This is a genomic window from Priestia sp. KCTC 13724 (genome assembly GCF_056820425.1).
This window is the reverse complement of the sequence record NZ_JBXDLD010000109.1, coordinates 1-21,227: the sequence shown is the minus strand read 5'-3', so window position 1 is coordinate 21,227 and position 21,227 is coordinate 1. Positions and strand designations below refer to the sequence as shown.

At 38.7% G+C, this 21,227-nt stretch carries 19 protein-coding genes, 1 pseudogene and 2 riboswitches; of the genes and pseudogenes, 16 read left to right on the top strand and 4 right to left on the bottom strand.

Annotated features, from left to right (window positions below):
* Positions 1 to 694: 694 nt before the first annotated feature.
* The 3 genes from AC1UFB_RS14890 (at position 695) to AC1UFB_RS14880 (ending at position 4,652) form a co-directional block, all read left to right on the top strand.
* Positions 695 to 2,014 (top strand): aspartate aminotransferase family protein, encoded by a 1,320-nt coding sequence (locus AC1UFB_RS14890; RefSeq protein ID WP_062686936.1) that lies wholly within the window; start codon positions 695 to 697, stop codon positions 2,012 to 2,014.
* A gap of 159 nt (positions 2,015 to 2,173) precedes the next feature.
* A riboswitch (SAM riboswitch) is annotated at positions 2,174 to 2,271 on the top strand.
* Positions 2,272 to 2,370: 99 nt separating this feature from the next.
* Positions 2,371 to 2,475: riboswitch (SAM riboswitch) on the top strand.
* Between the two features lie 70 nt (positions 2,476 to 2,545).
* Positions 2,546 to 3,748 (top strand): M20 family metallopeptidase, encoded by a 1,203-nt coding sequence (locus AC1UFB_RS14885; protein WP_100347240.1) that lies wholly within the window; start codon positions 2,546 to 2,548, stop codon positions 3,746 to 3,748.
* 91 nt (positions 3,749 to 3,839) lie between these two features.
* A complete protein-coding gene (locus AC1UFB_RS14880) occupies positions 3,840 to 4,652 on the top strand; it encodes a protein-glutamine gamma-glutamyltransferase (protein ID WP_225001871.1) in 813 nt (270 codons plus the stop codon).
* Between the two features lie 186 nt (positions 4,653 to 4,838).
* On the opposite strand, the gene AC1UFB_RS14875 is transcribed toward AC1UFB_RS14880, so the two are convergent.
* Positions 4,839 to 5,498: a hypothetical protein gene (locus tag AC1UFB_RS14875; RefSeq protein WP_025908266.1), complete on the bottom strand. Its 660-nt coding sequence runs from the start codon at positions 5,496 to 5,498 to the stop codon at positions 4,839 to 4,841.
* 413 nt (positions 5,499 to 5,911) lie between these two features.
* On the opposite strand from AC1UFB_RS14875, the gene AC1UFB_RS14870 reads away from it, so the two are divergent.
* Together AC1UFB_RS14870 and AC1UFB_RS14865 are read left to right on the top strand one after the other, a co-directional pair.
* Entirely contained in the window at positions 5,912 to 7,255 is a 1,344-nt protein-coding gene (locus tag AC1UFB_RS14870) for a 5'-deoxyadenosine deaminase (RefSeq protein ID WP_076512565.1), read from the top strand.
* 301 nt (positions 7,256 to 7,556) lie between these two features.
* Complete coding sequence (locus AC1UFB_RS14865; protein WP_482589436.1) at positions 7,557 to 8,882, top strand: NCS2 family permease; 1,326 nt, start codon at positions 7,557 to 7,559, stop codon at positions 8,880 to 8,882.
* A 37-nt stretch (positions 8,883 to 8,919) separates the two neighbouring features.
* Here AC1UFB_RS14865 and AC1UFB_RS14860 read toward each other — a convergent pair whose 3' ends face one another.
* Entirely contained in the window at positions 8,920 to 9,432 is a 513-nt protein-coding gene (locus AC1UFB_RS14860; protein ID WP_025908263.1) for a shikimate kinase, read from the bottom strand.
* Positions 9,433 to 9,508: 76 nt separating this feature from the next.
* Complete coding sequence (locus tag AC1UFB_RS14855; protein ID WP_025908262.1) at positions 9,509 to 9,688, bottom strand: YvzF family protein; 180 nt, start codon at positions 9,686 to 9,688, stop codon at positions 9,509 to 9,511.
* A 165-nt stretch (positions 9,689 to 9,853) separates the two neighbouring features.
* Between AC1UFB_RS14855 and AC1UFB_RS14850 the strand changes: the two genes are divergently transcribed.
* The 9 genes and pseudogenes from AC1UFB_RS14850 (at position 9,854) to AC1UFB_RS14810 (ending at position 18,903) form a co-directional block, all read left to right on the top strand.
* Positions 9,854 to 10,774, top strand: a complete 921-nt coding sequence (locus tag AC1UFB_RS14850; protein ID WP_025908261.1) for a DMT family transporter — start codon at positions 9,854 to 9,856, stop codon at positions 10,772 to 10,774.
* Positions 10,775 to 10,961: 187 nt separating this feature from the next.
* Complete coding sequence (gene treP / locus AC1UFB_RS14845) at positions 10,962 to 12,380, top strand: PTS system trehalose-specific EIIBC component (protein WP_025908260.1); 1,419 nt, start codon at positions 10,962 to 10,964, stop codon at positions 12,378 to 12,380.
* 38 nt (positions 12,381 to 12,418) lie between these two features.
* On the top strand, positions 12,419 to 14,104 hold the full coding sequence (gene treC / locus AC1UFB_RS14840) for an alpha,alpha-phosphotrehalase (RefSeq protein ID WP_328100684.1): 1,686 nt from the start codon (positions 12,419 to 12,421) through the stop codon (positions 14,102 to 14,104).
* Positions 14,105 to 14,160: 56 nt separating this feature from the next.
* The gene (gene treR, locus AC1UFB_RS14835) at positions 14,161 to 14,877 is read left to right on the top strand and encodes a trehalose operon repressor (RefSeq protein WP_025908258.1); all 717 of its coding nucleotides are present in this window, start codon (positions 14,161 to 14,163) and stop codon (positions 14,875 to 14,877) included.
* 212 nt (positions 14,878 to 15,089) lie between these two features.
* Positions 15,090 to 16,301 (top strand): 5-oxoprolinase subunit PxpB, encoded by a 1,212-nt coding sequence (gene pxpB / locus AC1UFB_RS14830; RefSeq protein WP_082636354.1) that lies wholly within the window; start codon positions 15,090 to 15,092, stop codon positions 16,299 to 16,301.
* Positions 16,302 to 16,314: 13 nt separating this feature from the next.
* Positions 16,315 to 16,416, top strand: coding sequence for a LamB/YcsF family protein (locus tag AC1UFB_RS14825; protein ID WP_226372938.1), 102 nt, complete (start codon positions 16,315 to 16,317; stop codon positions 16,414 to 16,416).
* A pseudogene (locus tag AC1UFB_RS14820) lies at positions 16,386 to 16,778 on the top strand (hypothetical protein); the annotation flags it as partial. The gene AC1UFB_RS14825 and the pseudogene AC1UFB_RS14820, both read left to right, overlap by 31 nt.
* Before the next feature lie 153 nt (positions 16,779 to 16,931).
* On the top strand, positions 16,932 to 17,915 hold the full coding sequence (locus AC1UFB_RS14815) for a permease (protein WP_328100687.1): 984 nt from the start codon (positions 16,932 to 16,934) through the stop codon (positions 17,913 to 17,915).
* A gap of 10 nt (positions 17,916 to 17,925) precedes the next feature.
* Positions 17,926 to 18,903: a TIGR03943 family putative permease subunit gene (locus AC1UFB_RS14810; protein WP_482589435.1), complete on the top strand. Its 978-nt coding sequence runs from the start codon at positions 17,926 to 17,928 to the stop codon at positions 18,901 to 18,903.
* A gap of 32 nt (positions 18,904 to 18,935) precedes the next feature.
* On the opposite strand, the gene trhA is transcribed toward AC1UFB_RS14810, so the two are convergent.
* Entirely contained in the window at positions 18,936 to 19,589 is a 654-nt protein-coding gene (trhA, locus tag AC1UFB_RS14805) for a PAQR family membrane homeostasis protein TrhA (RefSeq protein WP_061785854.1), read from the bottom strand.
* A 228-nt stretch (positions 19,590 to 19,817) separates the two neighbouring features.
* On the opposite strand from trhA, the gene AC1UFB_RS14800 reads away from it, so the two are divergent.
* Positions 19,818 to 20,447, top strand: coding sequence for a DUF1643 domain-containing protein (locus AC1UFB_RS14800; protein WP_100347245.1), 630 nt, complete (start codon positions 19,818 to 19,820; stop codon positions 20,445 to 20,447).
* Positions 20,448 to 20,514: 67 nt separating this feature from the next.
* Positions 20,515 to 20,946 (top strand): hypothetical protein, encoded by a 432-nt coding sequence (locus tag AC1UFB_RS14795; RefSeq protein WP_025908249.1) that lies wholly within the window; start codon positions 20,515 to 20,517, stop codon positions 20,944 to 20,946.
* Positions 20,947 to 21,227: the final 281 nt, after the last annotated feature.

Below are 21,227 nucleotides of genomic sequence, written 5' to 3'. Positions count from 1 at the left end.
GAAAAATAGCAGGAAGAGCTGTCCCGTAAAGGTTTAACCGTCTCTGTCGCCCTCGCCAAAGGTTATAGTAAAAAATGGATGATTACTACCTCTGTTCACGTGTCTTCATTTTTCTTCTCAAACGGAAAAATAATAAAACGGAAAATTCAGTCAATATTTATGCAACGTTAGTGCTTATTTATCTAATTATCCTAAAAAGTTAGGTTTTAAATGATGAAACAGATTGGCTGGTTTAAGTCTGGTAGTGTACCAAGCTTAAATCAGCCAATTTGTCTTTTACTCGCATATAATTAATAAAATGCTAGTGTTTTAGAATGCTTCGTGCGACAAATGTAGCTATGTGTAAAGAGTGGTTTCTAAATTACACTAAGCGGAGAGCCCATTCTTAATAACTAAATAAGAACTACTAGTCACCATAGAAATTTATATATATGCAATTGATTTTTATAAAAATACATAGTAGAATAAAACAGAAATATTATTCTATCAAAGTTTTATCAGAAGTTTTGAAAAGAAAAAAAGCATAAAAATAAAAATAATCTATTTTATATACAAACCCTGTAGAGTCGTAGTCTATGATGGAGTCATCATTCCTAAAACACTCATTTACATCGGCATGCACATCATTTATCATAAAGACATCAAATGTTTTTAGAATATTTTTAATAATTTGTTAGAAAACAGGAGGATTACTATGTCAAACGATTGGAATCATCTATTTAACAGAATGCCTGAACTTTTAGCACCTACTATGGCAAAAGATCATCCAAATCTACCCGTTATAAAAGAAGAAGGGTGCTACTACTATGGATTAGACGGCAAACAATACCTAGACTTTACATCTGGAATTGCAACAACGAATGTTGGACATCGGCATCCAAAAGTTGTGCAAGCTATTAAAGACGGAGCTGACCAGTTACTTCATGGACCTTCTGGCGTTATCATGTATGAGTCTATCTTGAGATTAGCTGACGAATTAGGAAAAGTTACGCCTGGTAACCTGGACTGTTTCTTCTTTGGAAACAGCGGAACGGAAGCAATTGAAGGCGCTTTAAAGCTTGCTCGTCACGTAACAAAACGACCTTACGTCGTGTCATTCTTAGGCTGTTTTCATGGACGTTCAATGGGAGCGCTAAGCGTCACAACTTCAAAAAGTAAATACCGTCAGTTTCAGCAGCCTTCTGGTTTAACCTATCAAATTCCATATGCCAATCCAAAAGAATGTCCAGACGGTGTTAATGTAGATGCTTATTTTGAAGACAAGCTTGAAAAAGACTTTAATACTTTGTTTAAGCATCAAGTAACGCCAGAAGAAGTAGCAGCTGTTATTTTAGAGCCTGTTCTTGGTGAAGGTGGATATATCATTCCACCAAAAAGCTGGATGAAAAAGCTTCGTGAAATCTGTGACCGTCATGGCATTTTACTCATTTTTGATGAGGTGCAAACAGGTTTTGGACGTACTGGAGAATGGTTTGCTGCACAGACATTTGACGTCGTGCCAGATATTATGGCTATTGCAAAAGGCATCGCTTCAGGCATTCCGTTAAGTGCTACTGTGGCTTCACAAGAGCTTATGAAAAAATGGCCTCTTGGCACGCATAGCACTACGTTTGGCGGTAATCCAATTGGCTGTTCGGCTGCGCTTGCTACACTTGAAGTGCTTCAAGAAGAAAATCTTCTCGAAAATGCAAAAGAAATGGGTGCTTATGCGCTCAAACAATTGGAGCTGTTAAAAGAAAAGCATTCGCTAATTGGAGACATTCGTGGAGTGGGACTTATGATCGGAATTGAGATTGTACATCCTGAAACAGGTGAACCCAATGGGGATGCACTATTTGAAATTCTAGACTTAGCTCTTGAACAAGGCGTTCTCTTCTATTTCTGTGGCAATGCAAGCGAAGTGATTCGTATGGTTCCACCTTTATCCGTAACGAAAGAGCAGATTGATGAAGGTCTTGCTATGCTAGATCAGGCTATTCATTTATATGAGCAAAAAGTTGCTATTAATGTATAAAAAGAGTGCTTAAGGCACTCTTTTTTGTTGGTCTAGTTATGATAGCGGTATCATATTGTTAGAAAGAAAAATCTTTTCAGAAAAGTCATTGACATTCCTTTGCTCAGCGTGTAACATAGGATTTAAGTTATCAACAATATTCTACAATATTCGACAAACTTCTTATCCAGAGAGGTGGAGGGACTGGCCCTGTGAAACCTCGGCAACGGACATTTGAACCGTGCCAACTCCAACAAGCAGTGCTTGATAGATAAGAAGAGAGCTGGTTCTTACTTACATGATCCCAACCTCTTCTTACAGTCATTAAGACACTGTAAGTGGAGGTTTTATTATTTTATAACTACATACTGTACGTTTTCTTATCTAGAGAGGTAGAGGGACCTGGCCCTATGACACCTCAGCAACAGGCTGATTGCACTGTGCTAATTCCAGCAAGCGCTTAGAAGCTTGAACGATAAGAAGCAGGTTCTTTAGATAAGGAAGCTTCTTCTATGAAGCTTCCTTTTTATTTTTAGTAAATGGGGTGTAAGAATGAATTTACAGATAGAAAAGCTTAAAGAAAGCGTTATTGAGTATATTAACCAACAAGCTCAAACTTACATAGATACAAGTCATGCAATCCACGACCATCCTGAAATCGGAAATGAAGAGAAATTTGCATCTTATCTCTTATGTAAGCTGCTAGAAGAAGCAGACTTTACCGTGGAACGCGGGGTAGCTGGACATGATACAGCATTTTTAGCAAAAAAAGCATCCGCAAGAAAAGGACCGAGAATTGGATTTCTTGCGGAGTATGATGCGCTTCCAGGGCTTGGACATGCTTGTGGTCATAACATTATTGGAACAACTAGCGTAGGAGCAGCGATTGCGCTTAGCCAAGTGCTTGACGAAATAGGAGGAGAGCTTGTTGTGTTGGGCACCCCAGCGGAAGAAGGTGGACCGAATGGAAGTGCAAAAGGAAGCTTTGTGAAAGCGGGCCTTGTGCAAGACTTAAATGCTTGCATGATGGTTCACCCTGGAAAAGAAACGTGTATTACAGGGACAACGCTAGCTGTGGATCCTATTGATTTTGAGTTTTATGGACAGGCATCTCACGCAGCATCAGCTCCTGAAGAAGGCATTAACGCGTTAGATGCGGTTATTCAATTATTCAATGGAGTGAACGCACTTCGTCAACATGTAAAGGATGATGTGAAAATTCACGGCATTATTACAGACGGAGGAACGGCTCCCAATATTGTTCCCGACTATGCAAAAGCGCGCTTTTATATTCGCGCACAAACGCGTAAAGAGTGTGATCAAGTGACGGAGAGAGTACAGCAAATCGCAAAGGGAGCGGCTATGGCAACTGGTGCTAAACTTAACGCATATTTCATTCAAAATAAAGTAGATCATATTCAGCTAAACCGCGCTTTTGATCGAGTATTTGAAGAAGTATTTACAGAATTAGGCGAAGACGTAGATACGGCGCATAAGCCTGGAATTGGCTCATCTGATGCAGGAAATGTTAGTCAAGTGGTACCAACCATTCACCCTTATATCAAAATCGGTGCTGAAACGCTGGCTTGGCACACTGATGAATTTCGTGAAGCAGCTAAATCTCCAGAAGGTGACAAAGGGTTACTTCAAGGGACAAAAGGTCTTGCTCTCATTGGCTTACGTTTATTAACTGAAGAGGACACGCTTTGTGCTATAAAAGACGAATTTACGAAGAGGCAGGCAGAGCTAGACTAGAATACATCTTTTCTTTCGTTCTCATAAAAGCTCTCTTTCACTCGTATGATAAAAAGAACGTAAGTGAAAGGGGGACGCACTTATTATTATTGTGCAGGGTCGTGCATTAAATATGAATGCAGTGCCATATAGCATGCTTGAAGCTAATAAAGCACAGATTTTGAGAAAAATGGCTCAGTATCAAACAATTTATCGGTATGACAATATTATGCAGTTAGATTTTGAGCTGACTACCCGCCTACGAATTGTAGAAGCATCGTATCTGTTGTATAGAAGTGGTGCGAGATTTGCAACTTTTAAAGAATCTGAATGTAACGAAACATATTGGCTTCGAACCGAAAAAGGAGGATTTAAGCTAAAAGAGAACGTGTTGCCATCCGTCGCATTAAACGATATTTTCTTTAATGGTTCGCTCTATGCGTTTGAATGTGCGGTTGCGATTGTTATGGTTTTTTATAAAGGTGTGTTGGAGAGTATTGGAGAGAGGGATTTTAATCAATTATTTACGAATTTAGTATTATATAGCGGTAAATTTGATGAAGATTTAAATCTTCAAAATCATCATGGTTATGATTTTTTAGAGGGAGACTGCGCTTATTTCAAAAACCCTGATCACCATGAAGATACCCCTCAATGGCAAGGTGAAAATACGATTATCGTTGGGGACGACTTGTATTTTGGACACGGCGTAGGCGTTAAATCCGCTGAAGGAATTATTGAACTGCTAAATGAAAAGAGAAAAGAAAACGCAACAGAGTCTGCTTACTTAACGTCATACATTACGCGTGTTGGTTTCCGCTACCTTAGCCAATTTTATGTTCATCGTGATGTCCTCGTTGAAGTTGATTATGATAAGCTCCCTCTTGTTGTGAGTCAAATAGGCTCAAGCACATACATTGGTTAAGAAAAACCCTCGCTTTCACAAAGCGGGGGTTTCCTATGATAAAGAGTAGAAGTGAACCAATATAATCTGCCTTAGTTGCTATAGAAAGAAGCATACCCTGCTATAATAAACAAAAGAAGCAGCGCAATTGTGATACCGATGATCCACAGCGACAATTTCTTCATAAGGAATACCTCCTCCATTCATTTAAAGAGTAGAAGATGAACCACCTGATGAACCGCTGGCTGTACCATATACAGTTTGACGCTTTACACCAGCTGTTTTGAACCCAACCTTCCAATTCCAATCAATTTGTCCGTAAGCACGGTTAGAAGAGACCCATGTTTTGGAATTTTGTTTTGAAATTGAGACTAGGGGATTGACGTTTTTCACAACTTTTCCGCTCACACTTTGTACGGACGTAACGTTAGATCCACTTGTGGAATAATAGACTGTAGCTTTCACTTGCGTAGTAGTAAACCCTGCAATTTTATACTGTGCTGTATAGGAAGCCGTGCGTGATACACCAGACGATAATGTGGAAAAACGTGACGTTGCATATGCAGATGCTACTGCTGTATTGCTTGTAGGCGCGTCATCGTAATCAACGGATTCCGTTACTTCAATAGAATTAAGTAGCTCGTCTGGGTGATTTAAGTAGTAGATAACTTTTTCTTGCTGTTCAGGAGATAAAGCTGAAAATTGCTCTGCTGAATCTGACTCTCCCTGGGTATTAAGATAAGCAACATATGAAGAAATAGTATATCGCTCAGATCCCGTACTCATTGCTGAAGCGGGTTTTGTTGCAAAAAAAGTGAAGCCTAAAAGTATGATTGATACACAAAAAAGCATTTCTTTTTTTAACATTTGGTGTCGGCCCTTTCCATAATTACTAGGTAAATAGAATCGTAACGACTATTACTTTACCATATTTTCCTGGAAAAACGACAAATTTCTTTTAAAACAATTTAATAATAAATGTGTTGAAATACATCGGAGAAATGTAAATATAAAAAAGTATGTAAGGTTTTCTGACATTTTCCTGGCATTACTGTTAAAAAGAGAATATGATGTATTCAAGATCACATTATTCTCCTGCGATTTCGTATAACCTCTTGAAAAAGGGACTTGGGATTTTTCGTGGATCCACCTTCCTAGCTGCGTAAATCAGCTAGGAATTTTTTTTACCTTTTCAATAGACAGAATAATTAGTTATTTTTGATATATAATGAAACGCAAGAGAACGATGGATTTAAAGAGAGAGTAGGGGGCTTGAAGGAATGCAGCATATTTTAATTAAAAATGCGGAAATTATTACGATGAACGAAAAGAATGACATTGTATATGGAGATCTATACATAGTAGGAGACCGTATCGCTGCCATTGGTAAAGGGTTATCACCGGAAAAAGTCGATAAAGTCATTGATGGAACAAATCGGACAATTGTTCCTGGTTTCATTCATACTCACATTCATTTATGCCAAACGATGTTTCGCGGACAAGGCGATGACTTGGAGTTGATGGATTGGCTTCAAAAGAAAATATGGCCTTTAGAAGCTGCGCATGATGAAGAATCTATTTATTACTCCGCATTATTAGGTATTGGCGAGCTCATTAAAAGTGGCACTACAACTATCGTGGATATGGAAACCGTGCATCATACTGATTCGGCATTTGAAGCTATTGCACAAAGTGGTATTCGCGCCATTGCTGGTAAAGTAATGATGGATAAAAAAGCGGACAACATGCCAAAAGCATTACAGGAAACAACCGCTTCCTCAATTGCGGAAAGTGTTAAGCTGCTTGAGAAATGGCACGGATCTTATAATGACCGCATTCAGTACGCGTTTTCTCCCCGATTTGTTATTTCGTGTACGGAAGATTTACTAAGAGAAGTTGCGCACTTATCCGCGACTTACGGTGTGCATGTACATACGCATGCGTCTGAAAACCAAGAGGAAATTCGAATTGTAGAAGAAGAAACAGGCATGCGAAATATTTTATACTTAGATCACTTAGGGTTAGCCAATGAGCGGTTAATTTTAGCACACTGCGTCTGGCTGAATGACCAGGAAAAGGCAGTGATTAAAGATAGAGGAGTAAAGGTGAGTCATTGCCCAGGCTCAAATATGAAACTTGCTTCGGGATTTGCTGAGATTCCACATCTTCATGAACAGGGCATTTGTCTAAGTTTAGGAGCAGATGGCGCGCCTTGTAATAATAACCTCGATATGTTTAATGAAATGCGCCTTGCAGCAACGATTCATAAGCCGTCCTATGGGCCTACAGCGATGAATGCGAAGCATGTGCTTGAAATGGCAACGATTGGTGGAGCCAAAGCTGTTGGGCTTGAAAATGAAATTGGAAGTATTGAGGTTGGGAAAAAAGCCGACTTAGCTATGCTGAACCTTTATCAGCTTCATACGTTTCCATCATATGGTGTGGACCCAATCTCGCGCGTTGTTTATTCAGCTACGCGAGGAGATGTGGAAATAACGATGGTGGATGGCCAAATTGTGATGGATAACCGAGTCTTAAAAACAATTGATGAGAGAATTGTTTTAAAAGAAGCCAATGGCACTATCGAGCGTTTATTAAAAAGAGTAGCGCTGCTTACGTCGTAAAAAAGCAGCTAAACTTTTTACTAGTATCGTTAATTTGAAAATTAAAAATAAATAGAATATAAAAAGTTTTATTATGATAACGTTTTCCGCCTTTGCATCTTTCATAATTAGGACTATAATAGGACAAAAGATTTTACTTCAAGATGTGAAAAGTGTACATTCTAGCCATAATAAGTGGTGGAGTTCTCTCTGCCGCTTATTATGTTTTTGTATGAGCTCTAATGAAGAAATTAGTTGTTCAAGACGCCTGATCACCACAGATTGAGGTTATGTTATAACAATAAACAGGGAGGCGCATGTTTTGGAGCGTAGTAGTATATTAGAGCGCGTGTTTAAACTCTCGGAACGTCAAACAACGCCAAAACAAGAAATTTTAGCGGGCTTAACCACTTTTATGACCGTTAGCTACATGGTTATCGTCAATCCGCTTATTTTATCTGACGCTGGTATTCCGAAAGAAGCAGCGTTAGCAGCAACGATTTATGCCATTGTATTCAGTACAATACTTATGTCGCTATGGGCTAACTTTCCAATCGTTACTGGTCCTGGTATGGGATTAAATGCATTCTTTACGTATTCGGTTGTGCTAGGACAAGGCCTATCGTGGCAAACGGCTCTTGGTGCTGTCTTTATATCTGGTATTTTATTCTTTTTATTAACCGTAACCGGTATTCGTAGCAAAATCGTCGATGCCATTCCCAACGTTCTAAAAGCATCAATTGCTGTTGGAATTGGTTTGTTTGTTGCGTTTATAGGATTAAAAAATGCAGGGCTTGTTGTAGCCAATGAATCAACATTTGTTGGCGTTGGAAACGTGTTGGACAAGGGGCCATTATTGACAATATTCGGTTTGATTTTGGCAGCTGTTTTAATGGCTAAACACGTAAAGGGTGCGCTAATTATTAGTATTTTTGCAACGACTGCAGTAGCAATGGTTGTTGGGTTTCAAGCACCGCCAACCGCTATCAGCGACGTGTTTTCAGCGACCCCACCAACAATTGGTGACACGTTTATGCAAATGGATTTAAAAGGTGCCATCGCTTACGGAATCTTTTCCGTTGTCTTCTCATTTACAATTGTAGAACTTTTCGATACGCTTGCAACGCTAATTGGTTTATCGAAAAAAGCAAACTTAGTTGATGAGAACGGCAAGATTCCAAATTTAAATCGCGCATTAGCAGCGGATTCAGTTGGAACAATGGCGAGCGCTATCTTCGGTAGTACAGCTTTAAACACGTACATCGAAAATGCAACAGGAATTGCAGAAGGTGGACGTACTGGGTTAAAAGCATTAACGGTAGCTGTTCTGTTTTTATGTACCCTTTTCTTCGCTCCGTTAATCGACTTTATTCCATCGGTTGCAACGGCGCCAGCGCTAATTATTATTGGCTCTTTAATGCTTAGCGATATTAAAAACGTCAACTTTGATGATTTTACGGAAGTGGTTCCAGCGTTTTTAACCATTATTATGATGCCGTTAACTTACAGCATCGCTGAAGGGTTGGCGTTTGGTTTTATTTCGTATACCGCTATTAAGCTCTTCACTGGACGCTACCGAGAAATTCACTGGATGATGTACATTATCACAATTGCTTTTTTTATTAACTTCTATATGATGAGTCATTAAGAAAAGACGCCTTCTGCACGAAAGCAGAAGGCGTCTTTTAGTTTTTCTTAAGAACAAACTCAATAATTTCATCAGCCACTTCTTCAGGTGTTAAGGCATCCGTTACAACTTTTTTATGGTGAGATTGATAAATAGCTTGGCGATTATAAAATAGTTCTTCTATTTCCACTAAACTCTTTCCTTGTAAAACGGGGCGCGTTGGAAGTAAATCATCTAATCGTTCTTTCCACCCGTCAAAAGATAGAGATAAACAAATAACAATACCGTCTTGCAAGCAGGTATCTCGAATGGCAGCTTGTAAAAAAGCGCCTCCTCCAAGAGACAAAACAGTCTTTTTCTTTTTTACAAGCTGCGTAATCGTTTCTTTTTCTTTTTGCCGAAAAAATGCTTCTCCGTGAACGCGAAAAATATCTGTTGTTTGCATGCCCATTTCGGCTTCAATACGCTGGTCCGTATCAATAAATTGAAAATCGAGTTTACGGGCAAGTGCTTGTCCAATCGTTGTTTTCCCCACGCCCATAAATCCAACTAAAACGATGGTTTGATCCATGTCGTAACCTCTTTCTATCTATGAAATATTAATGGAATTATAATACAGACTGAAGTATTTGTAAAAGTAAGATAAATTAGTTTCCTTGTTTTAACCCCATCGATAAATAAACCCGCGTCGTTTTACGATTCGCATACTTTGGGTTATTGCTTCGATTGTATTCAAGAGATTGATGTTTGACATCGTAATGCTTTTCGAAGCTTTTAATCATTTCTTCAATTTCTTTGCTGTCGCCGGCGAGTCGTATCTCGATCATGTATAAGCGCTCCTTTTTCTGTGTAATTGCTACGCTATCATATCACGAAGAGTCGATTTTCGTAATTATTTCGAGTGAAGAATATCTAGAAATTCAACTATATTAGCGTTACAATAAAGAAGTTGAAAATAATGGATAAGAACGGTAGGTTAGGTGGGAGAGTCATTGAATAAGTATAAGATTTACGGTGTTTTAGTATTCGTCATGTTGCTATGGGGGGTAAACGTCGTTGCGTTAAAGCTACTCGTAGGCGCATTTGCTCCCGTTACGATGACGGCTTTTCGAATTCTTTTTGCGGGAATTGCCGTTTTGGTTTTTCTTAAAGTCACAAAGTCACTACGCAAAATTACCCTGAAAGAGCTTTTGTTTATTACGATGGTTGGGTTCTTTAACGTTGTTTGTCATCACTTCTTTTTGTCAACGGGGTTAAAAGAAACCAGTGCATCAAACGGGGCGTTAATTTTAGGCTTGAGTCCAATTTTAACGACAATTTGCGCGGTTTTCTTTTTAGGTACGAGGCTAACATTTTTCCGATTTATCGGCGTAGTGAGCGGTTTTTCTGGAGTTGCTTTTATCGTATTAGCTGGAAGCGGAGCGGTCACAGGTGGAACAAAGGGTGATTTGTTTGTCTTTTTATCAATCTTAACGCAAGCCATTAGTTATGTATTTATTCGACGTGCTTCAACAACGTTGGATGCGCGTTTGATGACGGGGTGGATGCTGGTAACCGGTTCAGCTTTTTTACTTGGGATTAGCTTTATTTTAGAGCCGAATGGATTACAAACGATGGCACAAACAAGAGTGGACTTGTGGCTATTGTTCTTAGGTTCTGCGCTGCTCGCAACAGCATTTGGGCATATGGTCTACAATCAAGCTGTTCAACATATTGGACCGGCAGAGTCATCTATTTTTGTCAATTTAAATCCTTTTTTTGCGCTTGTTAGCTCAGCTATTTTCTTAAAAGAAGAAATACAAGCAGCTCAGCTATTTGGCTTCCTATTTATTGTAGCGGGTGTACTATTAGGTAGCGGTCTAATTGACAAATGGTTCAATCAAAAGAAAAACACGATAAATTCACATGTGTAACCGAGGCATTCTTTTAAAGAATGCCTTTTTTTCTGTTGACTAACTTGTATATACAGGTTAATATAGAACACACAATGCTTGTATATACAAGTTTTGAATGCGCTATCTTTTTCTATGCGTTAGGGTGATTAAAAATAAGGGTACTTTTTTATAAGAGATGAAAGCGATAACAAGGAGGAAGAGGATTATGGCTGTAAATCGTACATCTGTTGAGCAGATTATTGAAGCCGTTGGGGGAAAAGAAAATATTTCAGCAGCAACTCATTGCGTAACGCGCTTGCGCTTAGTGCTGCATGATGAAAAGAAAGTAAATGAAGAAGCGCTAAATAATCATGATTTAGTCAAAGGTTTCTTCTCAACAAATGGACAATTCCAGGTGGTCATTGGTCAGGGAACAGTTGATAAAGTGTACAAAGAAATGGTAACGATTACAGGTATCGGAGAATTATCAAAAGAAGAAGTGAAAAATGAAGCTGCGAAAAATTTAAACCCATTGCAGCGAGCTATTAAAACCTTAGCTGACATCTTTATCCCAATCTTACCTGCCATCGTAACGGCTGGTTTGTTAATGGGGATTAACAATATTTTAACCGGGGCAGGAATCTTCTATGATGATAAGTCTCTCGTAGATGTTCATACACAGTGGAAAGATTTAGCGAGTATGATCAACTTGATATCAAATACCGCATTTGTCTTTTTACCGGGTCTCATTGGTTGGTCAGCTGTTAATCGTTTTGGAGGAAGTCCGCTACTAGGTATTGTGCTAGGATTAATGCTTGTTCACCCAGACTTATTAAATGCATGGGGATATGGTGAAGCACTTCAAAAAGGTAACATTGATACGTGGAACTTATTTGGGTTAGAAGTTGAAAAGGTAGGCTATCAAGGTCAAGTACTACCTGTATTAGTTGCATCATTAGTACTTGCTAAAATTGAACTCTTTTTAAGAAAGCGAATTCCGGATGGATTTCAGCTTTTAGTTGTAGCACCTGTTGCGCTACTAGTTACTGGATTCCTTGCATTCATTGCCATTGGACCTGTAACGTTTGCGATGGGAAACGTCATTACAGCAGGGGTGGTGTGGCTGTTTGAAACAGCTCCGTTTATCGGTGGTATCATTTACGGTGGGTTGTATGCACCTCTTGTTATTACGGGAATGCATCATACGTTCTTAGCCGTTGATCTTCAGCTGATTGGTAGCATCGGTGGCACGTTCTTATGGCCAATGGTTGCATTATCAAACATTGCGCAAGGGTCAGCTGCATTTGCCATGATGACATTAGCTAAAAACGATGAAAAGCTGCGCGGATTATCATTAACATCAGGAGTATCTGCATGGTTAGGAATTACGGAGCCCGCTATGTTTGGAGTAAACTTACGCTATCGATTTGCTTTTATTTCAGCTATCATTGGTTCCGCTATTGCAGGCGTTATTGTCACAATGAACGGGGTAAAAGCAGCATCAATTGGAGTGGGAGGAATTCCTGCACCGCTATCCATTTTACCAAGTGATTGGGGAGCTTTTTTAATCGGGATGGCAATTGTAGTCGTTGTCCCGTTTGTTTTAACGCTACTTTTTGGAACGTTACAAAAGAAAAAAGCATGATGACAAAATGATTTGTATAGAAAGTGATGGTGATGAAGATGACGCAGCCGTGGTGGAAAAAGTCGGTTGTTTATCAAATTTATCCGAAAAGTTTTTATGATACGTCTGGGAATGGCGTTGGAGATATTAACGGAATTATAGAGAAGCTAGATTATTTAAATACACTTGGGGTTGATGTCGTATGGCTTACCCCAATTTATCAATCGCCTCAGCGCGACAATGGATACGATATTAGTGATTATTTTTCAATTCACAGTGAGTATGGAACGATGGAAGACTTTGAACGCTTATTAACAGAAGCTCATAGTCGCGATATTAAAGTCATTATGGATATTGTAGTAAACCATACATCAACAGAGCATGAGTGGTTTCAGGAAGCGCGAAAATCAAAGGATAATCCGTACCGTGATTTTTACATTTGGAAAGACGAAAAAGAAGATGGCTCTGCGCCTACGAACTGGATTTCTAAATTTGGCGGTTCCGCGTGGGAGCATGATGAACTAACGGATCAATCGTATCTTCATTTGTTCGACGTAACCCAAGCGGACCTAAACTGGGAAAATGAAACGGTTCGTAAGCAAGTGTATGATATGATGCACTTTTGGTTCGAAAAAGGTGTTGATGGCTTTCGCTTAGATGTTATTAACCTAATTTCGAAGGATCAGCGATTTTTAGATGACGACGGGACGGTTCCTCCTGGAGACGGTCGTAAGTTTTATACAGATGGACCTCGTGTTCATGAGTATATAAAAGAAATGAACGAAGAAGTGTTTTCAAAATACGATAGTATGACGGTTGGTGAAATGTCTTCAACCACGATTGATCATTGTATCAACTATACGCGTCCCGACCGCCAAGAATTAAGCATGACGTTTAACTTTCATCATTTAAAGGTCGATTATCCTAATGGTGAAAAGTGGTCAGTAGGTGAATTTGATTTTCTAAAGCTTAAAGAGATATTATCAACATGGCAAGTTGAGATGAACAGAGGTGGAGGGTGGAACGCACTGTTTTGGTGTAACCACGATCAGCCAAGGGTAGTTTCTCGCTATGGAAACGACAAGGAATTTCATGAGAAGTCTGCTAAAATGCTTGCTACGACTATTCATATGATGCAAGGTACGCCTTATATTTATCAAGGTGAAGAAATTGGGATGACAAATCCAGGTTTCAATGATATTTCCGACTATCGTGACGTAGAGTCACTTAACATTTATGACATTAAGCGTAACGAAGGCATGAGTGAGAAAGAGATTATTTCAATCTTAAAAGCAAAGTCTCGCGACAACTCGCGCACACCAGTGCAGTGGAATGATAAAGAGCACGCGGGTTTTACGACAGGAGCGCCTTGGATTAATGTTGCTTCCAACTATAGGGAATTAAATGTAGAGCGTGCTTTAGAAGATAAAACATCCGTTTTTTATCATTACCAAGCGCTGATTAAGCTTAGAAAACAGTATGATATTATTACAAGCGGAAACTATGAGCTTATTTTAAGCGATCACCCAGCGCTATTTGCATACGTGCGAAACGGAGCTAATGAAAAGCTGCTCGTAGTGAATAATTTCTATGGGGAAGACGTAACGTTTGAACTACCTGAAACGGTTGATGTTGAAGGATACAAATGCGAAATTTTATTATCAAACTATGATGATTCAGCTTTAGAGTATGCTAAAGTTCAGCTTCGTCCTTATGAATCAATTGTATATCGCCTTAAAAAGTGAACGATGAGTGACAGCTCATCGTTCTTTTTATAAAATAAATGAAGGTAGGTGAAATCATGAAAGAAAATAAGTTTATGCAAATCTATGAAGAACTAGTGGAAAACATTAAACAGAAGAAATGGCCGCCTCATACGAAGCTACCTTCAGAAAATGAGCTGGTTGTGACGTATAACACGTCTCGTGAAACCATTCGAAAAGCCTTGAACCTTTTATCACAAAACGGCTATATTCAAAAGATTAAAGGCAAGGGATCTTATGTCTTAGAAGTATCTCGCTTTGATTTTCCGATTTCAGGTCTTGTTAGTTTTAAAGAGATGGCAGAAAAACTTGGGCATGAATCAAGAACAGTGGTTGAGGAATTTGAGTTAATTAAGCCTGATAGTGAGTTGTGTACGCAGCTAAACAGTACATCGCGAGACTCAGTTTGGAAGGTGGTACGTGCACGTGCAATAGATGGTGAAAAAATTATCTTAGACAAAGATTTCTTTTTACAAAAAAAGGTTCCTCATTTAACTCGTGAAATTTGTGAAGGGTCTATCTATGAGTACTTAGAAAAAGAAGTAGGTTTAAGCATCAGTTTTGCTAAAAAAGAAATTTCTGTAGATGAAGTAACGGAAGACGATGAGCGCTATTTAGATTTAAAAGACTATACCCACATCGTCGTTGTACGAAATTATGTTTATCTTAACGATGCAAGTTTATTTCAATATACGGAATCGAGACACAGATTGGATAAATTTCGATTTGTAGATTTCGCAAGAAGAGGCATTTAAAGAACTGAGAAGGAAAATTCTCTTAGTTCTTTAGTGCTTTTTCTTTTGCTTGGCTAGATTGTAATCTGTTTCTTTTGGCACAATTATGATTGAAAACTTGAAACAATGAGATTCTTTTGATTAAGTGAAACGTAGTCTGTAATTTTTTTGAGGTAGGAATTGAACGATTACATTCAAGAGACAATAGAAGAGAAGAAAGGAGTGGATAACGAGTGAACACTGAATACAACATTTATCCATTGGGAGATAGCGGCATCGTTGTCTCATTCGGTGAGGTTATTCATCCAACAATACATACAAATATCCAGCAGTTTATAGCAATTCTTGAAGCTAATCGTTTTGAAGGCATGATTGAATATGTACCTGCTTTTACAACTGTAACGATTTACTATAAGCCCCACTACTTTTTTAATCGAATTGGAAAAGCCCCCTATGAAATCGTAAAAAGTAAAGTAGAAGCGCTTCTTCAAATCCCAAAAGCTGAAGGTGAATTAACATCTCGCATTGTTGAAATACCGGTTTGCTACGGTGATGAGTTTGGACCGGATTTAGCCCATGTTGCAAACTATCATCAACTAACGGAAGAAGAAGTAATCAAGGTGCACTCATCAGGAGACTATCTAGTTTATATGATTGGGTTCGCTCCTGGCTTTCCATACTTAGGTGGAATGGACGAAAGGTTAGCCACCCCGCGAAAGGAAAAACCTCAGGCATCTATACCAAAAGGGTCAGTTGGAATTGCAGGAGGACAAACAGGTATTTATCCGCTTGAAACACCAGGAGGTTGGCAAATCATTGGGCGAACGCCACTGTCATTATTTAATCCGCTAGACCATAAACCGGTTCTTTTGCAAGCGGGAGATCAGCTGTTTTGTCATCCTAAAACAAAAATGGGAGAAGTCATTCGTAATCGGCTACTAAATAAGCAAACGGATAAGCCGTTCAAGCAAGCATTTTGGACCATTCATCCCGATTTTTTGCCGCGATATGAAGAAAACCCAACAATTTCAGTTATTGAAGGACCTGAATACGCTTGGTTTACAAAAGAAAGTAAGGCAGGTTTTTTTGACACAAGCTATGCGGTTACTCCTCAATCAGATCGAATGGGGTATCGATTACAGAGTGAGAGTACAATGCTGGAGCGAACAAACAAGCGGGAGCTATTATCAACTGCCGTTACGTTTGGTACCATTCAAGTTCCAAGTGACGGTCAACCTATTATTCTACTAGCTGATCATCAGACAACAGGTGGTTACCCAAGAATTGGGCAGGTAGCATCAGCTGATTTTTCTACACTTGCACAAATACCTCCTGGAAAACAGCTGCAGTTTCAGAAAATTTCACTACAAGCGGCTCAGGAACGATTCATGAAGCAAGAGCGATTGCTTGAGCACTTAAAAATAATGTTGCGAATGAAAAATTAAAGGAGGTTTTAGCATGTTCACAATCGATTTAAACTGTGATCTTGGTGAAAGCTTTGGTTCGTACGTTATCGGAAATGACGAAGCAATGTCGGCTATAAGCTGTTTGGTGTCGTAATGGCGGCAGCTGCGATTACATCCGTCATCGGTTCAGCTTATACATCTGTGTCATTTATTAAATCCTTCAATGAAAAAATTGCTCAATATGAAAACTGGGTCATTATCGGTTTCATCACTGTATCAACATTGGTGTTTTTAACAATTGGTCAACCCGTTACCCTCTTAATTTTAGCAGGTGCTCTAAATGGACTAATCTTACCAATTTCGCTTGGCACAATGCTTGTAGCTGCATACAAGAAAAAGATTGTAGGTGACTATAAGCATCCGCTTTGGCTTACCATTTTCGGCTCTTTTGTTGTAGTCATTATGGCTGTTATGGGTGTGTATACGCTCTTTAAGCAGCTTGGACAATTATTTTAACGCAGCAGAGAACTGAGACATAAGTAGTGCAGTCCCAAACTCTTTTTATGATTTCTAGCATAAATACTCTACTATTCCTCATATGGTAGTTAATAGATTCACATAAAAATACTTAATTGAAATGATAGAACAGCCGGAGGTGGATGATAGAGTATGACGCTATCAAAAGTAAGTAAAGAGTTAGTTGGAGTGTTGCTGCTGCTGTTGTTTGGGTATTGTTTTTTCTTTGTTGATATAGATACAAGTAACTTAGCTATTCCCACATCTTTATTGAACGTCAATACCATCTTTTTAAGCATCGTCTTTGAAGCTATACCATTTATTTTGCTCGGTGTGTTTGCATCAGCACTTATTCAAGTGTTCATATCAGAGCGAGCGATTCAGCGAATGATTCCAAAAAATCCGTATCTTGCACTCGTATCAGCCGTTGTAGTCAGCGCTATCTTACCGGTTTGTGAATGCGCTATTATTCCAGTTGTAAGAAGGCTGCTTAAAAAAGGAATGCCCCTGCATGTTGGAATGGTTATTTTAGTAGGAGCACCCATTCTAAACCCAATTGTATTTGCTTCTACGTTTTATGCATTTCAATCAGATTTATCTATCGTATATAGTCGAATGGGGCTTGCTGTGATTGTTTGTTTACTCATTGGGTTAGCAATTTATTGGACGTTTCGTAATCAAAATCAGCTTAAGGATGTTCACGTCCACGTTCATTCAGATCATGGAAAAGGAAATCGTCTGAAGCAAACGTTTTATCATGCAAGCGATGAATTTTTTGATATGGGAAAATATTTATTATTTGGAGCGCTCGTTGCAAGCCTGTTTCAAACGTTTTTGGATCGGCAGGTTCTTGTCAGCTTAGCCAGCAATGAATACGTATCCTCTGCAGTCATGATGGGATTTGCCTACGTGCTTTCCTTGTGTTCGGAAGCAGATGCTTTTGTTGCGTCATCTTTTGCTCATACGTTTACACCGACTGCGTTGCTTGCCTTTTTAGTATATGGACCCATGATTGATTTGAAAAATACAATTATGCTATTTGCCTTTTTCAAAAAGAAGTTTGCTATCCGGTTTATTCTAATGATTACGGTTATTGTTTACGGAGTTGTGATGGTTTATGGATGGTTAATGGGATGAGGAGGATATTATGAAGCGAATTGATGAACAGTTTATCACCTATATCCGAGGCATTTTCTTAATTGGGTTTGCGCTTTTAATGTTTAAGCTTATTTTAACGGAGCAAATGGTTTACTTTATTGCTCCCAAAATGATGCCGTTTATTTATTTTTCTAGCATTACATTCTTTCTCCTAGGAGTTGTGCAAATTTGGCGAAGCAGCATAAAGGTAGAGGATGGGGGAAGCTGCGCTTGCGAGCATAATCATTTTGAAAAAGGGAAGTTTAAGACCTTGTTCATTTACCTCTTATTTTTACTGCCAATTATGACGGGCTTTTTATTGCCTAATCATTCATTAGGAAGTTCAGTGGCTGAAAAAAGAGGGATTAAGTTTGCAGAAGGAGTGAAAGAAACGCCCACGCCAGAGCAGCGTCAAGAATTGCAGGAAAACGCAGATGCCGAGTTAGAAGAGTATATGAATCAAGTACTAGGAGCGGAAGTAGAAGAACCGCAGGAAGATGGAGAAGTTCCTTTAGAACACCCGGAAGGCTTCGTACCTCAGCAGGCACCAGAAGGCTATTATGAAAAATTAGAAGCTAAGCTAGTCAAGCAAGATCATATTGTAGTAAGTGATAAAGAATATATTCCAATCATGAATATCATCGAGACAAACGTTGGGAAATTTGTTGGCAAGACGATTGAAATAAAAGGCTTTGTGTATCGAGAAGAGGGGTTTAAAAAGGACCAATTCGTAGTCGCTCGATTTGGCTTATCTTGCTGCGTAGCGGATGCATCGGTATACGGAACCCTTTCAACCATTTCGGATGCTGCTAAGCTTGAAACGGACGAGTGGATTAAAGTAAAAGGAACCATCGGCCAAGAAGCATATAATGGCGCTTCATTACCGTACCTAAAGATAGAAAAAGTTGAGTCGATTGCCCGCCCAAAAAATCCGTATGTCTATGAAATGTATCAAGGTGAGCAACTGGTAGCACCGGGTGGGTCTTGACCATAAAAAAGAGGCGATAAATCGCCTCTTTTTTATTGAATCGCAACCGGTAATACATATAAAAGAACGGCCAGAAAATGTGTAACTGTGCCCCCAAGTACAAATAAATGCCAAATCATGTGATGGAAGCGAAAGCCTCGCCATACGTAGAAAATAGCTCCGATTGTATAAAGAACTCCGCCAATAACAAGCAATACTAAGCCTGGTGTCTCTAATGTTGCTTTTAAAGAGTTCCATGCAAAGACAATCATCCAACCCATTAACACGTATAGGACTGTTGAAATAAAGAGGAATTTCTTTACGAAGAATGCTTTAAACACAATTCCTGCAATTGCAATCCCCCAGACAACGGCAAAAAGGGTCCAGCCCATTGTTCCTTTCACAATGACGAATAAAAACGGTGTATAGGTTCCAGCGATAAATAAATAAATCGAGGAATGATCAAAGATTTCAAATAAATCTTTTACCTTGCCTTCAGGAAAGCTGTGAACAAGCGTTGATGATACATATAGTAATAACATGGTAATTCCATAAATCGTAAAGCTAACAATATGCCAAGGTGTACCTTGTAATGAAGAAAATACAATAAGAAGAGTGAGTCCGACAATGCTTAAAATGACCCCAATTCCGTGCGTGATTGCATTCGCAATCTCTTCACCTTTTGTAAATGTATGTGTATTCGCCACTTACAAAATCCTCTCTTTATCAAAATATATGGTCTTATTATAGACCATTTTTTAAAAATTATCTAATTTAACAACGGCTTGTACCAATAGATGAATGTGATTTATAGCTGTAAAATGCATGTATGAGAAGAGGAAATAATTTTTTCCGAAAAGACAGAAAAGTTGTCATGCCTTTGTTATTTCAAAATACATATAGAATGAAATGATAGAGAAGAGGGTGATTAGGAAGTGAAAAGAGAAGCGATATTTGATGAAGAGGGAATATATCAATATTCTTTTAAAGTAGCTTGGAGTGAAAAAAATGATCGAACCGTAACGTTCATCTTGTCATCTCCAATGAATACAGGCACTCAACAAAGTGAAGAGGAACTAAAGAAATGTATGCAGTTAGCACAACGGTGGGGCTTTGGTTCGTTAGAAATTGTCTATTTGTTTAGCTATCAAGCTGAAGATGAGACATTATTAGCGAAACTCTCAAAGCAGGAAGCCGTTGGAATTGGAACGAACCAATATCTGACTCAAGCGGTTAATCGTGCACATTTAGTAATTGCCGCCTGGGGAGATAAAGGTGAAATCCATAATAGACAAGGGGATATCTGTACAAATGGAAAGACTCCGATGTACTGTTTTGGAATGACCGATAACGGTTGCCCTATAGCTGTTGAAGATGCTTCGGAAGGTTTTGAACTGCAGAGATGGTCTTTCTCAGACAATGAGAAAGCAACAAAAGAGGTTTACTCATATATTGAAGAGGTAAATAATCAATTTTCTGAGCCTACATTTACTGAAATAAAGTCATTTGCCCAAGAAGAAGATCCTGCTGCTGTTATTGAAGAAATTATCGATATTTTCCGCTGAGGAACGTAATGAAATGAACTCTTGTATCATAGAATTGTATGAACCATGCTGTATAGGAGGTCATTACATGACAATTGATGAAGCGCTCAAAAGGGTGGAAACGTTATATGAAACTGTTAATACAACTTGCTTTCAATATGTAGAAGGCGCGAATGTCCAGAAGGCAGAACTCGATTTAACTATAATTGATGAACTTGGAAGTTTACTAAACTATTTATATGAATTAGATGTTCATGATGAAGCGTTATTACGCTCCATTTTAAATAAATTAGAATATGGACAACCTATTTATGATCTTGCCATGCTGAATCCAATCTCTTTGGAGGGAAATGAAGAGAAAATAGATGTTCTGTATGAAGAAAAGGTGAAGGTTGAAAAAATGTTGTTTGAAAGCTATAAGAAACAACATGAAAAGTTATTGCAAAAAGCCATGCCACACTTAAAGCAAATGCAGTGTGAACTCCAAGCATTTTTGTATATTTGCAGTGTCAAACAATAGTATATACAAATAAAATACTGCATGTTAGAATGGGAAAATAAAGAACTTTCTGAATAGAGAAGTCGTTACAACGGTATAGGTAATCATCTAAAGCATGAAGGTGATGGTAATGATAGTTACCTTTTCCTTTGTGCTTTATTTATTAACCGATTAGATGGGGTTACTTGCTTATTGGGTCAAAAAGGAACGCTAATGCACGAATTTGTATCACACTCCCTCTATAAATGTTGATTTATCAACGGTTTGAGCCGTTGGTGGGGTGTCAAAAAAATATTTTTCGA

Bases quoted from the DNA above. Each gene is read 5' to 3' on its own strand.
- AC1UFB_RS14890 (WP_062686936.1), top strand. From the start codon at position 695: ATGTCAAACGATTGGAATCATCTATTTAACAGAATGCCTGAACTTTTA.
- treC (WP_328100684.1), top strand. From the start codon at position 12,419: ATGACGCAGCCGTGGTGGAAAAAGTCGGTTGTTTATCAAATTTATCCG.
- AC1UFB_RS14860 (WP_025908263.1), bottom strand. From the start codon at position 9,432: ATGGATCAAACCATCGTTTTAGTTGGATTTATGGGCGTGGGGAAAACA.
- AC1UFB_RS14870 (WP_076512565.1), top strand. From the start codon at position 5,912: ATGCAGCATATTTTAATTAAAAATGCGGAAATTATTACGATGAACGAA.
- AC1UFB_RS14795 (WP_025908249.1), top strand. From the start codon at position 20,515: ATGACAATTGATGAAGCGCTCAAAAGGGTGGAAACGTTATATGAAACT.
- treR (WP_025908258.1), top strand. From the start codon at position 14,161: ATGAAAGAAAATAAGTTTATGCAAATCTATGAAGAACTAGTGGAAAAC.
- AC1UFB_RS14885 (WP_100347240.1), top strand. From the start codon at position 2,546: ATGAATTTACAGATAGAAAAGCTTAAAGAAAGCGTTATTGAGTATATT.
- AC1UFB_RS14875 (WP_025908266.1), bottom strand. From the start codon at position 5,498: ATGTTAAAAAAAGAAATGCTTTTTTGTGTATCAATCATACTTTTAGGC.
- AC1UFB_RS14855 (WP_025908262.1), bottom strand. From the start codon at position 9,688: ATGATCGAGATACGACTCGCCGGCGACAGCAAAGAAATTGAAGAAATG.
- treP (WP_025908260.1), top strand. From the start codon at position 10,962: ATGGCTGTAAATCGTACATCTGTTGAGCAGATTATTGAAGCCGTTGGG.
- AC1UFB_RS14825 (WP_226372938.1), top strand. From the start codon at position 16,315: ATGTTCACAATCGATTTAAACTGTGATCTTGGTGAAAGCTTTGGTTCG.
- AC1UFB_RS14815 (WP_328100687.1), top strand. From the start codon at position 16,932: ATGACGCTATCAAAAGTAAGTAAAGAGTTAGTTGGAGTGTTGCTGCTG.
- AC1UFB_RS14810 (WP_482589435.1), top strand. From the start codon at position 17,926: ATGAAGCGAATTGATGAACAGTTTATCACCTATATCCGAGGCATTTTC.